General features: G+C 38.7%; 17 protein-coding genes and 1 riboswitch. All 17 genes read right to left on the bottom strand.

Translation table 11 applies throughout. From position 1 onward, the window contains the following. Positions 1–103 precede the first annotated feature (103 nt). The 17 genes from BN853_RS00985 to BN853_RS00905 all read right to left on the bottom strand — a co-directional run bounded on the left by BN853_RS00985 (position 104) and on the right by BN853_RS00905 (position 15688). Complete coding sequence (locus BN853_RS00985) at positions 104–415, bottom strand: (Fe-S)-binding protein (protein ID WP_030004095.1); 312 nt, start codon at positions 413–415, stop codon at positions 104–106. Beyond that, entirely contained in the window at positions 415–624 is a 210-nt protein-coding gene (locus BN853_RS00980) for a hypothetical protein (protein WP_030004094.1), read from the bottom strand. Before BN853_RS00980 ends, BN853_RS00985 begins: the two co-directional genes overlap by 1 nt. Next, positions 624–1205, bottom strand: a complete 582-nt coding sequence (locus BN853_RS00975) for an electron transport complex protein RnfA (RefSeq protein ID WP_030004093.1) — start codon at positions 1203–1205, stop codon at positions 624–626. The genes BN853_RS00980 and BN853_RS00975 overlap by 1 nt, the downstream gene beginning before the upstream one ends. Next, the gene (gene rsxE, locus BN853_RS00970; protein WP_030004092.1) at positions 1205–1885 is read right to left on the bottom strand and encodes an electron transport complex subunit RsxE; all 681 of its coding nucleotides are present in this window, start codon (positions 1883–1885) and stop codon (positions 1205–1207) included. The genes BN853_RS00975 and rsxE overlap by 1 nt, the downstream gene beginning before the upstream one ends. A gap of 1 nt (position 1886) precedes the next feature. Then, positions 1887–3266 (bottom strand): hypothetical protein, encoded by a 1380-nt coding sequence (locus BN853_RS00965; protein ID WP_030004091.1) that lies wholly within the window; start codon positions 3264–3266, stop codon positions 1887–1889. Next, a complete protein-coding gene (locus tag BN853_RS00960) occupies positions 3266–3790 on the bottom strand; it encodes an RnfABCDGE type electron transport complex subunit G (protein WP_030004090.1) in 525 nt (174 codons plus the stop codon). The genes BN853_RS00965 and BN853_RS00960 overlap by 1 nt, the downstream gene beginning before the upstream one ends. Beyond that, positions 3790–4866, bottom strand: a complete 1077-nt coding sequence (locus BN853_RS00955) for an RnfABCDGE type electron transport complex subunit D (protein ID WP_030004089.1) — start codon at positions 4864–4866, stop codon at positions 3790–3792. Before BN853_RS00955 ends, BN853_RS00960 begins: the two co-directional genes overlap by 1 nt. A 13-nt stretch (positions 4867–4879) precedes the next feature. After that, positions 4880–6181: an RnfABCDGE type electron transport complex subunit C gene (locus BN853_RS00950; protein ID WP_030004088.1), complete on the bottom strand. Its 1302-nt coding sequence runs from the start codon at positions 6179–6181 to the stop codon at positions 4880–4882. A 21-nt stretch (positions 6182–6202) separates the two neighbouring features. Then, positions 6203–7435: a serine hydroxymethyltransferase gene (glyA, locus tag BN853_RS00945; protein ID WP_030004087.1), complete on the bottom strand. Its 1233-nt coding sequence runs from the start codon at positions 7433–7435 to the stop codon at positions 6203–6205. A gap of 21 nt (positions 7436–7456) precedes the next feature. Next, a complete protein-coding gene (pyrR, locus tag BN853_RS00940) occupies positions 7457–7960 on the bottom strand; it encodes a bifunctional pyr operon transcriptional regulator/uracil phosphoribosyltransferase PyrR (RefSeq protein ID WP_157869960.1) in 504 nt (167 codons plus the stop codon). Between the two features lie 402 nt (positions 7961–8362). Beyond that, a complete protein-coding gene (locus BN853_RS00935) occupies positions 8363–9073 on the bottom strand; it encodes a YebC/PmpR family DNA-binding transcriptional regulator (RefSeq protein ID WP_030004085.1) in 711 nt (236 codons plus the stop codon). 9 nt (positions 9074–9082) lie between these two features. Continuing rightward, positions 9083–9613, bottom strand: a complete 531-nt coding sequence (locus BN853_RS00930) for an inorganic diphosphatase (RefSeq protein ID WP_030004084.1) — start codon at positions 9611–9613, stop codon at positions 9083–9085. 119 nt (positions 9614–9732) lie between these two features. Beyond that, positions 9733–11097 carry a solute carrier family 23 protein gene (locus BN853_RS00925; RefSeq protein WP_052591419.1) on the bottom strand — a complete coding sequence of 455 codons (1365 nt, stop codon included), beginning with the start codon at positions 11095–11097 and terminating at the stop codon, positions 9733–9735. Positions 11098–11225: 128 nt separating this feature from the next. Beyond that, positions 11226–11326: riboswitch (purine riboswitch) on the bottom strand. A gap of 115 nt (positions 11327–11441) precedes the next feature. Continuing rightward, entirely contained in the window at positions 11442–11855 is a 414-nt protein-coding gene (locus BN853_RS00920; RefSeq protein ID WP_030004082.1) for a flavodoxin domain-containing protein, read from the bottom strand. Between the two features lie 68 nt (positions 11856–11923). Continuing rightward, the gene (gene purB, locus BN853_RS00915) at positions 11924–13216 is read right to left on the bottom strand and encodes an adenylosuccinate lyase (protein ID WP_030004081.1); all 1293 of its coding nucleotides are present in this window, start codon (positions 13214–13216) and stop codon (positions 11924–11926) included. Next, positions 13206–14048 carry a bifunctional 5,10-methylenetetrahydrofolate dehydrogenase/5,10-methenyltetrahydrofolate cyclohydrolase gene (locus BN853_RS00910; RefSeq protein WP_030004080.1) on the bottom strand — a complete coding sequence of 281 codons (843 nt, stop codon included), beginning with the start codon at positions 14046–14048 and terminating at the stop codon, positions 13206–13208. Before BN853_RS00910 ends, purB begins: the two co-directional genes overlap by 11 nt. A gap of 11 nt (positions 14049–14059) precedes the next feature. Continuing rightward, complete coding sequence (locus BN853_RS00905) at positions 14060–15688, bottom strand: formate--tetrahydrofolate ligase (protein ID WP_030004079.1); 1629 nt, start codon at positions 15686–15688, stop codon at positions 14060–14062. Between the last annotated feature and the right edge of the window lie 18 nt (positions 15689–15706).

Below are 15706 nucleotides of genomic sequence, written 5' to 3'. Positions count from 1 at the left end.
AATTATGTGTAAATAAAGATACTTAAGATGGTTTGAAAATCCATGTTTGATGTGCCCTCTAAAGCGTAAAAAAAAGCACCTCCACAAGGGAAGTGCTTTGTTGTTATAATTTGATGTCTACTGGTGTGCCATCTGGATTTGGATGGTTCTTTAAGTACTCTAAAATTGGGTTATAATGTTTGTCTGGTTTTCCTGGTTTACATCTTGAAATCTTACCCGCTTTACCGGTCACAATTTCAGTAGCAAACGCATGACACCCAGGTGTCCCACACGCACCACAGTTGTAGTTTGGTAACATCTTTTCTACTTCTGCAATACGTTCATCTTCAAATACTTCTAGGTATTTAGCCGCTAAGGCTAAGCCTAGTCCTAATAATAATCCTAGACCACCGATAACTAAAGTTGCATTTAACATTATTTGCCGATCTCCTTTATTTTATCTAGTGCTTCTCTTATTGTACAACCACCACTAATTGCACACGCATCGCACCCAGAAGCTTGTGCTTCGTGATACGCATGTTCACAACTTTGTGGCACTGGGGTTTTTTTATTGACTAAAGTAATCACGATAAAGAAGAATACTAGTACTGCTAGTATCAAAATACCGATTAGTTCGCTAGGCATTAAATTAACCCTTGTAAACCTAAGAATGCGAGTGACATTAAGCCAGCAACCACAAGCGCAATTGGCATACCTTTAAACGCTTTTGGCACGTTAGCTGAGTCTAGACGAATACGGATCGCACTAAATGTAATGATGATTAAACCAAACCCTAGGGCTGTCCCAAAGGTGATGGTTAAGGCATCTAAATACCCGTTCGCACTTGAAATATTGGTTTGTGCAACCCCTAAGACCGCACAGTTCGTTGTAATCAGTGGTAAGAAAACCCCTAAACCACGATATAAACTTTCCACGTATTTCTTTAAAATCATTTCGACTAATTGAACCACTGCTGCGATAACTAAGATAAACGCAATCGTATCAATGTATTGAACATTGAGTGGTTCTAATACATAAAAGTATAGTGGGTAAGTAATTGCGGTTGAGATCATCATAACAAACATAACCGCCGCACTCATACCCCAAACGTTACTCATCTTTTTAGAAACACCTAAGAATGAACAAATCCCTAAGAACTTCATTAAGATAACGTTTTGAATTAGCATCGAGCTAATCAGTGAAACAAAGAATACTTCTAAGGTCATTATTTAGCCCTCGCTTTCGCTTTATTTAACTTCTTCTTAAGTTCCATGTGTTGGCCATAAGCGGTAAACCCGGCTAATAAAATACCAATCACTAAGAAAGCACCCGGAGGTGATACAAGAACGCTCCAAGCGTATTCACTTGGGAAAATTTGCCATGTAAATTCAAATGGCAATGGTAATAACACACCAAATGAGAAACTACCCTTACCTAAGACTTCTCTAACTAAACCAATTAATGAGATCGATAAGGTAAACCCAGTGGCACTACCAAGACCATCAACGATTGAATTTAATACGGTATTCTTAGAAGCGAACGATTCTGCTCTACCTAAAACAATACAGTTAACCGCGATTAGCGCAATAAACACACCTAAGCTTGATGCTAACGCTGGTGCGTACGCATCAACAAACATCTTTAACGCCGTTACAAGTGTTGCAATAATAACGATGTAGGCAGGAATACGCACGTCTGATGGAATTAATTTTCTAAGTAATGAAATAATCCCATTACTAAACGATAGAATGATGATAACTAAAATGCCCATCCCAAATGCGGATTCAAAACTACTCGTTACCGCAAGGGCAGGACACATACCTAACATCATTTTGAAGGTTGCATTTTCTTTTAACACACCCGTCATGAAGATGTCTTTTTTCTTTAAAGTTACGGTTTCAGACATGTTATGCCACCCCCTTAATTGCATTTAAAATACTGATGATTACTGGTTTCGTATACTCACTTGCATTAGCGAATCCATCGACTTCTGTAGTTCCATTATTGTAAGTTGTTTTGTAGGAAGCAATCGCTTGCCCTTCCAAGGTATTTAAATATGGAATAATACGTTTAACAAAGCCTTCGGTATGGGCACTTTCAATTAAATACACACCCGTAATGTTCCCTGTTAAATCAACACCAACAGCCAGTTTGATATAGTCTTTACCGTCGTGTCCTGGAATGCCCGTGATACCATCAGTACCGATATAAACATACCCAGTTACGATCCCTTCAGAATCTTTAAGCACTTTCTTTTCAAGAACTTTATCCGTTGCGACAAATGTGACATCATCTTCAATCGTGACGTACCCATTAGATACGTGTGCATAGACATCAAACCCTTCAAAGCGTTCTTTTACCTTCGCTAAGATGGATTGAACCACAGGCATTGTGAACTCACTTGCACCCGCAACTAAATCCACTGTTTCAAAGCCATCAATTGAGACATCAACTAAGTTAGTGAAGTAAGGTAAAATCTTGTCTACGAATGATTGTGTGTGCTCGTGTTCCAAGATGGTTGTGCCTAAAATCTTACCATCAATTGATAAACCGACCAATAAGTCAAGTTTTGCCGGTCCGTCATGGTAAGGAATGCCATTAGCGATACCCGTACCCACATAAGCGATACCAATGACTTGGTTTAAGTCGTTATAAATTAATTCTCTTGATAATAACACATCATCTGCTTCAAATTCGTTGTCTAATTCTTTTCTTTCGTAATCACCAAAGACTAAGACGTATGGGTCTTTTGGTACCATTGGTTTAACTGTGATCTCTAAGTTTTTCGCAATCTCAGTTAAGACCTTTTCTACCACTGGCATCGAATAAGCCGAAGCCCCTGCCTCACCATCGATGTTTTTAAAATCGGCGATGTTTTGGTTTTTAGCGTTATTATAGAATGTGTTTAATTTGCTGACAAAACTTTCAGTATGTTCTGAATATTCCGTTTGAATATTAATGAACTTACCTGATTTATCAATGACCACACTAATTCTTAATTCGTCTTTACCATCGTGTCCAGGAATGCCTTCTGCGTATTCGCTACCAACAAAGTAGTAACCAATCACATCAGATCCTTTTTTGATTTCAACTTTTTTAGAAATAATCGTTGAATCTACACTCACTTCAGTAAAGTCTGTTGCTTCACTAAAATACACTTGGTATTCTTTTAAAGCGTCTTTCTTATCTAAATTCTTATATAAAATACCATAACCTAGGATAAAGCTGATTGAAACAACCAGTAGTATACCAAAGTTGATTAGTAATCCTCTATTTTCTCTACTCATTATTTCACCGCCTCATTATACGCGCTAACGGCTGCCGCTACGATTAGTTTTACTGTGTTAAACCCTTGAGAGGTACCACCGACACTGGCATCAATTTGTGGTCCTTTTGCAGGAATATCCGCTAAAGCAGTCCCTTCAAATTGTAGTGTACGTGATAGAATACCTGCTTGATACGATGGTGTTTGATTGAAATCGACGATTTCAATACCAACGATTGTCCCATCTTTATCAAAACCAACAATCATGTCGATGTAACCAAAGCCGTTGGCTTGTTTACCCATCACTAAGTAACCAATCACATTGCCACCTTCTTTAGCCACAATCACCTTTGAAACGATGTCTGATGTGTACTCAAGAACTTCTTGGTCATCAATGGTTGGAAATATTTCTTTATACGCCTTTAATTCGGCTTCTAACTTGTTTTTCGCAATGATTGGTGCGGTAATTTGGTTGGAAAAACCAATCAAAATGCCACACGCGATTCCAACCAATGTTAGAACTAACGCTGTTTTAAATATTTTCATTAGTTTAAACCTCCCATCCCAATAAATGCAACTAGGCCTAAGGCCGCTAAGCTAATAACATAGCCAATGATAAACTTCCATGAATATTTATTTGTTGACCACTTGTAGTAATCAAGTAATGCCACAAACATGTTTGAAATGATAATCGCAAACGCAACACCTTCTGGGTAGGCACCGAACAAACGGATGAATGCGGCAATGACACCGACCATTAACCCATAAATCCAACGACCAGGTCTTGTGTATGGTGAAGTTACTGGGTCTGTAATCATGAAGACTGCCCCAAATAATAGCCCACCACCAAGCACATGGAATAATGTCGTTTCTACTAAGTTCTTAGATCCTTGTGCAATCGCTGCGATAAAGATAATCACGCTAAATGATAACACCATAGATAAGGTCACTCTAAAGTCAGCTGCTTTTCTAATGAATAAGTAAGTCGCACCAACGAGAATTAAAATCGCACTGATTTCACCCATTGACCCTGGAATGTTACCTAAGAATAAATCAATTAGTTTGTAATCTTGTAAAACGGTCGGGATGTTTAACATCGCATCTTTTACCGCACCAAGTGGGGTTGCCCCTACGGCAGCGTCAATACCTGCGTATTTAAATTGGCTCGCAAATGAAAGCCCAATAAACACACGACCAATCGCTGCTGGGTTAAAGATGTTCGAGCCTAACCCACCAAAGAATAACTTAGCAACCACAATCCCAAATAATGCCCCAACCGCAACCACATATAGGTTTAAGGTCGAAGGAATAATCATCGCAAAGATGATCGCACTCACTAATGGCGCTGTGACGTTATTAATGGTTAATTTTTCAAAGCGTGCTTTAAAGCGGTTTTTAAACCCTTTAACTGATGGATGAACCATCACACGCATCATCATACCGATGGCTTCAGCCACCACCATAATGACCACGGATAATAAAATTCTGATAATCGCATCCCATCCAAAACGGTAAATTGCGAATACCACCACTGGTAGTAAGGCAATTAACACGTCAACCATCATGCGTTTTACACTGGTTTCTTTGCGGATGTATGGACTTGTCTGTTTCGCATAGTTCATATAATCTTACCCCTTATTTTCTAATGAATCGTTTTGCTTGTCTCATGGTTTCTGTTAAATGAATCTTAGAAGGACATGTGAATGAGCAAAGACCGCATTCAATACATTTATTTACACCTAACGCTTCAACTGCTTCTTTATCGCGTTCTTTATAAGCGTTCATGATTTGAACTGGTTGAATATTCACTGGACAAGAATACACACAAGACGCACAGTGAATACAAGGTTCAGATTCCACGACGTTTTCATCAAATACGATTAAACTTGTGCAAGTCTTCGTGACGATTAAATCGTCATTTTGTAGTGAATTACCCATCATTGGTCCACCAACGATGACCGCTTTTGGTTTATCATTTTCTGTGTATCCACCACACATTTCGATTAAATCACGAACTGGTGTTCCAATACGAACTCTAAAGTTCTTCGATTCTTTAATCCCATCACCTGAGATTGAGAAGAAACGTTCAGTGATTGGAATGTTTCTACGAATCGCACGGTACATACCATATAGGGTTGCAACGTTAAACACAACAACGCCATACTTAGCAGTTAATTCACCCGGTGGTACTGAAATACCTGTAGATGATTTAATGGTTTCAACTTCCCAACCTGCTGGGTAGTAGTTACCAACTCTTTTAACTTCTAAATCAAACTTCGAAAATTCTGCAAATTGTGATTCGAATACACCAGCTAATTCTGGGTATTTTGCTTTTACTGCAATAACCCCTTTAGTCGCTCCTAAGGCTCTCATTGAAAGTGTTAAACCTTCAACGATTTCTTTGGCTTTATCAAGAATTAACTTGTAGTCTGAGATTAGATGTGGTTCACATTCAACCCCATTAGCCACCACCGTGTGGATGGTTTCTTTGGTTTGGAGTTTTACATAGGTTGGAAAGCCTGAACCACCAAGTCCGGACAATCCAGAATCTTTAATGATTTTTATGTAATCTTCCTTGCTTAGTTGTTCAATATCCTCGTCAGTTCTTGGCACACAAGACTCATGTAAAACATACTTCTTGTCGTTTTGAACAATCATACAGTCAACGGTTTGACCACTGCTGTGAATCTTCTTTTCAGTACCTACAACATAACCTGACACAGTGGAATGGATTGGTTGCTCAAAAAACGCACCTTTTCTTGTTCCAATGAGTTCACCGACTTTAACGTATTGTCCATCGATCACACAAGATTCCCCAGCAGGGCATCTTAGGTCTGTGGTTGGGTAATACAAAAAGTCTGCTTCTAAATAGTGAATTACTTCTTGGCTTTTTCTTTCGTGTTTGCCATCAGGAAGGCATTTTGTTTTTTCAATCATCGTTTCACCTCATTTGAATGTCTATTGATAAATCGGAAAACGATCCATCAATGACACGACCTCTTTCTTAATATTTTCTATGCTGTCTTTATTTCTTAAGGCACAATCAATTAAATTGGCCACTATTACCATATCTTCTTCTTTCAATCCTCGGCTGGTTACCGCTGGAGTACCTAACCTTATACCACTCGTTATTGCTGGTTTTAATTCATCATAAGGAATGGTGTTTTTATTACATGTGATGTTCACAGATGAAAGAATACTTGCTGCTTCTTTACCTGTTTTACCAATCGAGTGATACACATCAACAAGCAGTAAATGATTGTCCGTACCACCAGAGACGATGCGGTAGCCAAGTGTTTCTAAGCGTTTGGCTAAGGTTTGCGCATTCTTGATGACCTGTTGTTGATAGACGTTAAATGAGTCATCTAAGGCTTCAAAGAACGCCGTTGCTTTTGCGGCAATCACATGCATCAATGGCCCACCTTGAATCCCAGGAAACACTTGTCGGTTGATTATTTTTGATAATGCCTCATCGTTTGTTAAAATTACACCACCGCGTGGCCCTCTTAAGGTTTTGTGGGTGGTGGTTGTCACAACGTGTGCGTATGGCATTGGGTTTTGATGAAGCCCTGCAGCAATTAGTCCTGCGATGTGTGCCATATCAACTAGTAATTTAGCACCCACCTCATCGGCGATCTCTCGGAATTTCTTAAAGTCGATTGCTCTTGGATAAGCCGAAGCCCCCGCGATGATCAACTGTGGTTTTTCTCTTAAAGCGATTTGTCTAACTGCTTCGTAATCAATGGTTTCAGTTTCTTTATTAACCCCATAGGTCACACCGACGTAATCCGACCCACTAAAACTCAAATGATAGCCATGCGTTAAGTGACCACCTTCGTTTAACCCCATCCCTAAGATTTTTTCACCCGGTTTAATTAAACTTCTAATGGCCGCCATGTTGGCTTGTGAGCCACTGTGTGGTTGAACATTCGCATAACCAGCATCAAATAATTGACAAATGCGTTTGATGGCTAAGTTTTCGATGACATCGACGTACTCACACCCATCGTAATACCGTTTTGAAGGATACCCTTCGGCGTATTTATTGGTTAAAACCGACCCTTGTAAAAAAAGCACTTCTTTAGAGACAAAGTTTTCAGACGCAATCAATTCGATGTGCGATTCTTGCCTTTTCTCTTCTTGTTTAAGTGCGTCTAAAACAAGACTATCTTTATTGCTTATTCCTAGCATTGGCATCCCCCTTATATTTTTCTACTTATTCTTGATGTACATTGCTAATTCATCCGTATCAAATATCAGCACTTCATCGTGTGAGGTTGGCATGTTTTTTCCAACGTAATCCGCACGAATCGGTAGTTCCCTATGGCCTCTGTCGACTAAAACGAGAAACTCAATTTTTGACGGTCTTGCCATATCAACGACCGCATCAAGGGCCGCTCTAACACTTCTTCCGGTATAAAGCACATCATCAATTAAAATCACATTCTTATCTTTAATGTCCACCTTGACTGGTTTTTGAGGGACTTTTTTATCGTCGTCTCGATAACCTCTAATGTCTAATTCATACAGTGGCACATCGATGCCAGTAAAGACTTCTAAATTCTTTTTTACGATTTTCGCAATCGGTAATCCCTTTGATCTTATCCCAAACAAAACGATCCCGTTTAAATCATCGTGTCGTTCAATGATTTCATGCGTTAAGCGTTTTAAGGTCTTACTTACTTGAATTGAATCTAGTACTTGTTTCATAGTTATCACCGTTAATATTATATATTACAACCCATTAAATTACTAGTGTAAATCGGTTGACAAGTGCGATTTTAACATAATATCTCATATTTAAAAAGAGCAATTTTCAGCCATTTTATGAGTTTTTGTTTAAGATGTCTTATATTCTTTATAAAATCAGTCTTTTATAACACTTTAAATCACTCAATTAAACTGGATTTTTTGTTAATTTTATACATCTTTTAATGTCCTTGTCAAGAATTGATAAACGCCCTATTAACGCGTTTATCAATCATCTATTCAAACGAGTATCATTACCAATATCACAATCACCCTTACAAAAATAACAATAAAATCTTAGAAAGATTATAATTTAAAGAGGGATTTACGTAAAAAAAAGCTAAGTATTTCTACTTAACTTTGAAATCACTAGTCTCTTGTGACGTTGTGGAAAACTTCTTGAACGTCATCTAGCTCATCAAATTGAGCCATCATACGATCAAACAATTCCAAATCATGACCTTCTAAGGTCGTCTCAGCAAGTGGTAACCACATCACTGCATCAACCTCTAAATCTAGTTCTGGTTTTTGATCTAAGAGTGTTGTTCTAATTTGGTTGTATTGTTGTGCATCAGCAGTGATTGTAACAAATTCTTCATCGACTTCTAAATCTGAAATATCACAATCCCCTTCAAGTAGAATTTCATAAACTTCATCCTCAGTTAACCCTTGGAAAGTGAAGACCGCCTTGTTTTCAAACATGTGCAAGACAGACCCTAGTTTACCACCATTTTTATTGAATATGGTTCTAACTTCTGCAATCGTACGATTAACGTTATCGGTTAGTGCCTCAACAATTAATTGTGAATTGCCAGGACCAAACCCTTCGTATCTTGCGGCGATGTAGGCTTCATCTGATCCACCTTTTGCTTTTTCAATCGCACGGCTAATGACGTCAGCGGACACTTGGTCTTTTTTCGCTTTCTCAATAATCTTCTTTAAAGAAACGTTTGATTCTGGATCTGGAATGCCAGCTTTTGCTGCCATGTAGATTTCTTTTCCGTATTTTGCATATAATTTACTTTTTGCCGCAGCGGTTTTTGCCATTGCGACCTTTCTTACTTCATGTGCTCTTCCCATAATTTCACCCTAACCTAAAAATATCTCTCTATAACGTTTTAACGAATCATTGATAATGTCTTCTGCTGCTTTTTTATCCCCAATATCTAGGATGTATGTTTTCTTACCTTCTAATGACTTATACACTTCAAAAAAGTGTCCCATTTCATTTAATAAATGCCCTGGTAATTCTGAGATGTCATTGTACTGCGCAAGCGATGGATCCCCAACGGCAATCGCAATAATCTTTTCATCGACTTGGTCAGAATCAATCATTTTAATAACCCCAATCGGAATACAGTTAACAAGCGATAGTGGCTCAATGTCTTCTTGACAAAGCACTAACACGTCAAGTGGGTCATTGTCGCCGGCATAGGTTCTTGGAATAAACCCATAGTTGGCCGGGTAGTGAGTCGATGTGTACAAGACTCTATCTAAAATTATCATGCCGGTATCTTTATCTAATTCGTATTTTTTCTTACTGCCTTTTGATATCTCGATACAAGCTACAAAGCGTTCTGGCGAAATGCGATTTTCGTCTATATCATGCCATATATTCATAAACGCCCTCCTTAGTCACATCTATTCTATCATTTTATTGTCAAAAAAACACCTAAAAAATGATAGGTGTTTGATTTTTTTTACATTAAGTTACTTTGATACCTGAATATTCATTCATTTTATAAGACGCCAATGCCTCTTAAAGCCATTAAGACGAAATAGAAGATGAAGATGCCAGTTGAACCCCAAATAATTGGGTGAATTTCTTTTGAACGGTTTGTCACGATTCTTGTGACCACATACATAATAAACCCAAACGCAATCCCATAAGTAATGTTATAGGCAAGTGTCATGATAATCACCGTAAAGAATGCAGGAATCGCTTCAGTTAAATCTTCCCACTTCACATCGGCAAAACTTGAAACCATCATAATACCAACAATGATTAAGGCTGGTGCGGTTGCGGCCCCTGGAATGATGCCAGCAATCGGTGCAGCAAAAATCATTAATAAGAATAGAACAGATGTGACAACACTCGTTAAACCAGTCTTACCACCAACCTCGATACCTGCCGCACTTTCAACGTAGGTTGTCACGTTTGACGTACCAATCAATGCCCCTGTTGTGGTTGCGATTGCATCAGCAAGTAATGCTTTTTCCATCTTGGTTTTAAACCCTTTTGAATTTTCCATGGCGTCCATGTCTTCATCAGTGAAGATACCCGTTTTACGACCTGTACCAATAAACGTACCAATCGTATCAAACACATCAGATAATGTAAATGCGAAAATTGCTAAGAACGCCATTGGTAGACGGTTAATGTCACTAAATAACGTACCTAAACCATCAAATGCCGCAAAGAAGGTTTGATCAAGTTCTTTAAATGGTCCTACAATATCAAATGAAATGCCAGAAAGATTGGTTACGCCCATTGGAATACCAATGAGTGTGGTTGCGATAATACCAATTAGAATCGCACCTTTTACTTTAACTAAGATAAGAACTAACGTCAAAATTAAGCCAATGATCATTAAAACCGATGGCGCCGTTGTAAACTTGTTTAACTCAGGTACTGCACCAAACTCAATTAATCCAACGTTTAAAAAGCCAATGTAGGCAATAAATAACCCAATGCCGCCACCAATCGCGCTTTGCAAGAACTTAGGAATCGCCTTAATAATTGATTTACGCACACGAGTGACCGTAATCGCAATATTAAAGAGCCCTGAAATAAATACCAAGCCAAGTGCTTCTTGCCAAGAAAATCCAAAGTTTAAAACAACGGTGTAAGTGAATAAGGCATTTAACCCCATCCCTGGCGCTTGTGCGTAAGGCACATTTGCGAATAAGCCCATAATTAGGGTACCAACGACCGCTGAGAAGATTGTTGCTAAGAATACCGCGCCGACAGGCATCCCTGCAACGCCTAAAATCGATGGGTTGACAAACACAATGTAGACCATTGCTGTAAATGTCGTTACCCCCGCTAGTACTTCTTTAGATACGGTTGATCCAAGTTGTTCTAGCTTGAAAAACTGTTTAATTCTGTCCATTTTTTCTTGTTCTCCTTTTTTATTTTGTAAAAATGGTGTATTCAACACTAATCATCAAAAAAGAAAAATGCCCCTATTTTTGGTAAAATAGGTGGCATTTCTACATATGAAAACAAATAAAAAAATGGTTTTCATATCGTAGTCGCGACGTTATAGGCTCGCGGTAGAAACTTAGCCCCCATATTAGGCTGATTATACGATACATATTGAATACACGGCTATTATAACAAGCATCCATGAACTTGTAAACCCTAATAACGCTTACATGAATGAATTTAGAAATTCTTTGAATAACGAAAAAAAGAAGGCTTTAATCGCCTTCTCTTTTAGTTAAATTAGAATTGTGAGAAACGTTGGCCAAATGACACACAAGCGTCTTCGTCGTCTGAAGAAGGTGCTTCGTTTGCCATTAGTGGTTCTTCAAATAAAACAGCGGTTGTTTGGCCGATACGATCGGTCCAATCTTCCATCCATTCACCAGAACCCCAACCAAAGGATCCAAAGATGGCAATTTTCTTGCCTTCAAGACCTGCTTCTAGTTGTTCATACCATTCTAAGAACTCTTCAGCCTCCTCGAATGTGTCCCCCATTGCTGGGCAACCAAATGCGATTTTTTCGTATTGAAGAGCATCTTCAGGTGAGATTTCACTAATTTCTTTTAAGTCTGCATTTGCGCCTTCAGCAACTTTAACTGCCATTGCTTGTGTATTACCTGTTGCAGTCCAGTATGCTACTAATATATTACTCATAATTTAATCATCCTTTCTTTCACCTTAATTATATAAATATGGTGCTTAAGAGTCAAACGATACACTCTTTAAGAAAATACGCGATTAAAAATATAGTCGATTTGTTTTAGATAATAATCGTTTGTAAAACAAGCCTCTATCTCGTCTTGATTCAACCACATCGTTACATTACCTTCTTTTAACAACAGGGTTTTGAAGCTTTGACGCACGTTAAACGCTTCTTTGGTTAGACGTTGAATCAAGTCATAGGCGTCTTCTCTGGTTTGTCCTTTATCAATTAACTTAGTCATCACGCGCTGTGAATAAAGTGTATCAAAACTAAATGAAATGTTTTCAATCATTCGTTTCTCATTCACAACCAAACCCAACAGTGTTTGTTCATAACGATTTAGCATGTAGTCAAGTAGCGTTGTCGCGTCTTCAAAGATGATGCGTTCTGCACTCGAATGAGAGATATCTCTTTCGTGCCATAAGTTGATGTTTTCAAATGCAGGGGTAAGATACCCTCTTAAGACCCTACTACACCCACAAATGTTTTCACTTGAAATTGGGTTTTTCTTTTGAGGCATCGCAGATGACCCTTTTTGATTTTTACCAAAGGCTTCACTAACCTCACCAATTTCATTTCTTGATAGGTGTCGAATTTCAGTTGCGATTTTTTCTAGCGTGGAGCCGATAAGTGCAAGCACTGTCATATAATACGCGTGTGAGTCACGCGCTAAGACTTGAGTCGAACTTTTGGCTTGATTGATTTGTAGGCTTTCACAAACAATCGTCTCAACCATTGGATCGACGTTTGCGAAATTACCAACAGCGCCACTTATCTTACCCACTTCAATGGTTTTTCTAGCCATCACGAAACGCTCGTAGTTGCGTTTCATTTCATCGTAATAAAGCGCAAACTTAAACCCAAACGATGTCAAGTCTGCGTGCATGCCGTGCGTTCGACCTATACAAAGCGTGTCTTTATAACTGTAGGCAAGTCGTTTTAAAGTTGCCATAAAGCTTAAGATGTCTTGTTCTAGGATGTCATTGGCTTCTTTAAACTGAAGAGCGTAAGCCGTATCAACCACATCGGTTGAAGTTAACCCATAGTGAATCCATTTTTTAGCCTCACTATTCATCCGGTTTGAGATGTTTCTCGTAAACGCGATGATGTCGTGTTTGGTTTCTTTTTCTAATGTTTTGATTTCTTCGATGTCGTAGGTTGCTTGTTCAATTTCTTTAAAAACGGACTCATCAAACAGGCCTAACTTCATCCAAGCATAAGAAGCTGCAATTTCTACTTTAAATAGCGATTTAAAGCGATTTTCTTCACTCCATATGCTGGCCATAATTTGTCTTTGATATCTAGCAATCATGTCTTACCTCATATAGTTCTAATAGATTGTGTAATAATGCATTTATGGTCATTGGACCGACACCACCTGGGACTGGCGTGAAGTAGCTAGCAATGCTTGAGACTTCGCTTGATACGTCACCATATAGCTTACCGTCCATTCGGTTGATGCCAACGTCAATCACGATTGCCCCTGGTTTAACCATGTCTTTGGTGATCATATCTTTTTTACCCACCGCAACCACAAGTAGATCCGCAGACTTTGTAAAGGTACTTAGATGTCTGGTTTGCCTGTGGCATAGCGTAACCGTCGCATCTGAGTCATTTAACAGTTTTGCGATCGGAAGTCCAACGAGGTTAGATCTACCGACAACCACTGCGTGCATCCCGCAGACGTTGATGTTGTATTTTTCAAGCAACATCATAATTCCTTTTGGTGTGGCCGGTGCAACCCCACCCGTTTTTGTAAATACTTTACCCGCATTAAGAATCGTAAGTCCATCCACGTCTTTTAAAGGATCTACGGTGTTTACAACCAAAGATTCATTGATGTGTTTAGGTAGTGGTAGTTGAACTAAAATACCATCGATATCATCATTCTTATTGAGTGATTCAATTAGCGCAATTAATTCATCTTCTTTAATGCTTTCGTCTAAATACTTGATGTCTGAGGTCATCCCTACACGAAGGCATGCTTTCTTTTTACTTGATACGTATGTTTTTGAAGCTTCATTATTGCCAACCATGATGACTGTTAAATGTGGCGCTCTACCACTTTTTTCTTTGATTTTATCTATTTTAAGACGCAAACTATCTTCGTATTCTTTTGCGCTATTTTTTCCATCTAATAACATGTTTAGCCTCCTTAAATCTTGCCGCTGATGTTCCCAAAATCATCCATAAACATCTTCTTCGCATTTGGTTCTTCTGGTAAGCCTGGCATCGTAATGATCCCTTTGGTTAATAAAACGACAAACCCTGCACCCCTAGATACTCTAACGTCCTCAATCATTAAATCAAACTCATGAACAAGACCTCGTCTTTTTGGGTCATTTGAAAATGACAATGGGGTTTTAGCCACGACCACATCAAACTCTTTATAGGTTCCGTTAAGTTCGCTTAGTTTTCTTTGTGCTTTTTTACTGTAAACGACATCATTTGCCCCATACATACGAGAAGCAATCTTTTTCGCTTTTTGAAATAAATCATCTTTTTTCTCGTACGTGTAATTGATCTGACTTGTTTGTTTTGAAAGCTCAACCACGGTGTTTGCCAGTTGTTCTGCACCAATTGAACCATCCTTAAAACTTGTCACACGAACCACCGGATAACCGAGTTCTTTTAGGTGATTCATCATAAAGTCAATTTCTTCTTTTGTGTCGTTATAAAACTCATTTAGGGATACCACCAAAGGTAGTTCATAACAACTCAAATGCGCCAAATGTGCCTCTAAATTCGATACCCCTAATCGCAATTGTTCCATAGGATTTTCTTCTTTTAAGTTCCCATGATACTTCAGTGCTCTAATGGTTGAAACAACCACAATCACATCGGGTGTTTTATCAATCAATTTGGTTTTGATGTCTAAGAATTTTTGAGCCCCTAAATCCGCCCCAAAGCCCGCTTCGGTCACCACGTAATCTGCCAATTTCAATGCCTTCTTTGTCGCAAAAACGCTATTACATCCATGTGCGATATTCGCAAAAGGCCCCCCATGAATTAAGACCGGGTTATTTTCTAAGGTTTGGACTAAGTTTGGATCGATGGCTTCTTTTAAAATAATCAGTAAGCTATCTGTGATTCCAAGTGCTTTTAGGTATACCTCATTTCCAGATAGGTCATAACCAATTAAGATCTCATCCAGTCTTCTTCTTAAATCCTTAATTGAACTTGCCAAGCTAAAAATCGCCATGATTTCAGAGGCAGCCGTAATTAAAAAACTGTCTTTTCGATAGATGGTTTCAATACTTCTTAAGGCACGATCATTCATGTCCATGGCTCTTGGCCATGTAATACGGGTTTTATCAAGGTTTAAGGGGTTATTAAAATGAAAGTGATTATCGATGGCTGCACTAATAAAATTATGTGCCGTTGTTATCGCGTGTAAGTCTCCAGTAAAATGTAGGTTGATTTTTTCTTTTGGAACGACTTGCGCATAGCCACCACCGGTTGCGCCGCCTTTCATACCTAAGACGGGTCCAAGTGAGGGCTCTCTTAAAGCAGCCATCGCTTTTTTACCAATCCGGTTTAAGCCATCGTTTAAGGCAATTGACATGGTTGTCTTTCCCTCTCCAAAGGGGGTTGGTGTGATGGCCGTTACTAAAATTAATTTAGCATCCGTTTGTTTTTCTTCTTCGGGCGTTAATTTATGATCAATCTTAGCGATTGATTTCCCATAGTAAGATACATGTTCTTCGTTAATCCCGAGTTTACCAATAATCTCTTTAATTGGAACTAATTTGGCTTCATTTGAAATCGTTACGTCATCTTTCATCAAAATACCTTCTTTCTT

The sequence above is a fragment of the Paracholeplasma brassicae genome, assembly GCF_000967915.1.
GTDB lineage: Bacteria > Bacillota_I > Bacilli_A > Acholeplasmatales > UBA5453 > Paracholeplasma > Paracholeplasma brassicae.
Note: the sequence above shows the minus strand (reverse complement) of the source record. Positions and strands in the feature narration are given on the sequence as shown.

Coding starts and splice junctions, on each gene's coding strand:
- BN853_RS00905 (WP_030004079.1), bottom strand. CDS start 15,688: ATGAAAGATGACGTAACGATTTCAAATGAAGCCAAATTAGTTCCAATT.
- BN853_RS00960 (WP_030004090.1), bottom strand. CDS start 3,790: ATGAAAATATTTAAAACAGCGTTAGTTCTAACATTGGTTGGAATCGCG.
- glyA (WP_030004087.1), bottom strand. CDS start 7,435: ATGCTAGGAATAAGCAATAAAGATAGTCTTGTTTTAGACGCACTTAAA.
- rsxE (WP_030004092.1), bottom strand. CDS start 1,885: ATGTCTGAAACCGTAACTTTAAAGAAAAAAGACATCTTCATGACGGGT.
- purB (WP_030004081.1), bottom strand. CDS start 13,216: ATGATTGCTAGATATCAAAGACAAATTATGGCCAGCATATGGAGTGAA.
- BN853_RS00965 (WP_030004091.1), bottom strand. CDS start 3,266: ATGAGTAGAGAAAATAGAGGATTACTAATCAACTTTGGTATACTACTG.
- BN853_RS00985 (WP_030004095.1), bottom strand. CDS start 415: ATGTTAAATGCAACTTTAGTTATCGGTGGTCTAGGATTATTATTAGGA.
- BN853_RS00955 (WP_030004089.1), bottom strand. CDS start 4,866: ATGAACTATGCGAAACAGACAAGTCCATACATCCGCAAAGAAACCAGT.
- BN853_RS00980 (WP_030004094.1), bottom strand. CDS start 624: ATGCCTAGCGAACTAATCGGTATTTTGATACTAGCAGTACTAGTATTC.
- BN853_RS00930 (WP_030004084.1), bottom strand. CDS start 9,613: ATGAATATATGGCATGATATAGACGAAAATCGCATTTCGCCAGAACGC.
- BN853_RS00950 (WP_030004088.1), bottom strand. CDS start 6,181: ATGATTGAAAAAACAAAATGCCTTCCTGATGGCAAACACGAAAGAAAA.
- BN853_RS00975 (WP_030004093.1), bottom strand. CDS start 1,205: ATGACCTTAGAAGTATTCTTTGTTTCACTGATTAGCTCGATGCTAATT.
- BN853_RS00910 (WP_030004080.1), bottom strand. CDS start 14,048: ATGTTATTAGATGGAAAAAATAGCGCAAAAGAATACGAAGATAGTTTG.
- BN853_RS00920 (WP_030004082.1), bottom strand. CDS start 11,855: ATGAGTAATATATTAGTAGCATACTGGACTGCAACAGGTAATACACAA.
- BN853_RS00935 (WP_030004085.1), bottom strand. CDS start 9,073: ATGGGAAGAGCACATGAAGTAAGAAAGGTCGCAATGGCAAAAACCGCT.